Source organism: Alteromonas sp. CH_MED4-4, from assembly GCF_037029575.1.
Taxonomy (GTDB): Bacteria; Pseudomonadota; Gammaproteobacteria; order Enterobacterales; family Alteromonadaceae; genus Alteromonas; species Alteromonas macleodii.
This window is the reverse complement of the sequence record NZ_JAYMEU010000072.1, coordinates 1-1,432: the sequence shown is the minus strand read 5'-3', so window position 1 is coordinate 1,432 and position 1,432 is coordinate 1. Positions and strand designations below refer to the sequence as shown.

The following is a 1,432-nucleotide window of genomic DNA, read 5'->3' as shown; positions in this document are numbered from 1 at the left end:
TAATGCCAGTCAGTTAAGCTGACTGGCATTTTTCTTTGTGGGGTATTTAGTCGGTCTTTTCCTCACTACTCTGGGGTAATACCTGTCAGGTCGTTTGTCAGGGAGCCTCATCATCCTCAGCGATTCCATTAGGTATTCATAGTGAGCGGGCAGTTTAGTTACTGTCTCCGGCAATGTGGTCAGGAAGAATACAATGATATGTCTCATACAGAGACCAAAGCTAAGGCGGGAAGGAGATAATTCCGGCATGTCTTTTACGGCATCCAGCATCATCATTCTAATCAGGTTGTAGGCTACCAACAGCCCCCAGAGTTCCTGTCGAACCATCTCAGGTTTCTTACTGCGCAGTGTCAGTTTTGCCTGATGTAGTGTCTGTTTCATTTCTCTGAAGCCCAGTTCGATTTCCCAGCGTTGAACATACACATTGACAACTTCTTCGTAGGGAAACTGCATTGCATCGACCATTGAACTGAGCACGCGGTAAGACTTTCCATCTACTTTGTAGCGGGTCAGTCTCGCTTCAATGGTTTCGGGTAAACCATCAAATTTCTTCCTGGCTTGAGGAGAGGTTTTAAGCGTGATAACAGCATCATCCTCGCTGAGTTGATGTCTCACAGTATACTGTAAATCTTTACGGGCGGGGAGCATCCAGTGCGTATTAACGCCTTTAGTCATCCACAAGTACAGTAGCCCCAGCGAATAATACCCTCTGTCAAAAAGGGTCAGAGAGTTATCGGGAACCGAAGGAACAAGCCGCTGTGCAAGAGACATCTCTCCCACATCCCGGCTGTCAAATTCACTGGCCAACAGAAGGTGGCTGGACGTTTCCATCAGACTACACATGCGTACCTGTGGGTACGGATTATCACCCTTAGCATTCCGGTCACAACCAAATGCATCAAGGTTCTCAGCAGTATCCTGAGCACGGAACATTACGCCGTCAACCGCCAGTACATTTAAACCACACCACTGTTCAAAGGCATATTCAGTGAATGCCCGCTGTGCCATCAATTTGAAGACGTGACCGACAGCATCATCACCCAACCTTTGGCGGGCTTGTACCACTGCACTCGGAGCAACAAAGCGGTTTTTACCCGGAAGCGAAACATTGAGTTTATTCGCGATGTCCCAGACAGGATCGTTACGAAAAAGACTCATGCCGACAATGGTTAACACTACCGAATCTAAAGGCAAACGGCGACGTCTGACAGTCGCCACACCTGATAGCTCATAGGCTTGCTGAAGAAGTTCAGGGTCAACAAACGACATCAGTTTATCGATGGCATTTAAATCTTCTGCATGGCTGAATGTTTCATCGAGGTTTGTAAGTAAAGACATTAAAAAATCCGATACCAGAGACTGATATCGGATTTTGAAGCCTTAAAAAGATCGGTCAACCGATCATGAAAATATTCTTAACTGATCGGCATTA

The 1,432-nt window shown here is 46.4% G+C and carries 1 protein-coding gene; it reads right to left on the bottom strand.

Features of this window, described 5'->3' with window-relative positions:
- Window positions 1–9: 9 nt before the first annotated feature.
- Window positions 10–1,338, bottom strand: a complete 1,329-nt coding sequence (locus WA381_RS20915) for an IS4 family transposase (RefSeq protein ID WP_014975370.1) — start codon at window positions 1,336–1,338, stop codon at window positions 10–12.
- Window positions 1,339–1,432 lie beyond the last annotated feature (94 nt).

Bases quoted from the DNA above. Each gene is read 5' to 3' on its own strand.
- WA381_RS20915 (WP_014975370.1), bottom strand. From the start codon at position 1,338: ATGTCTTTACTTACAAACCTCGATGAAACATTCAGCCATGCAGAAGAT.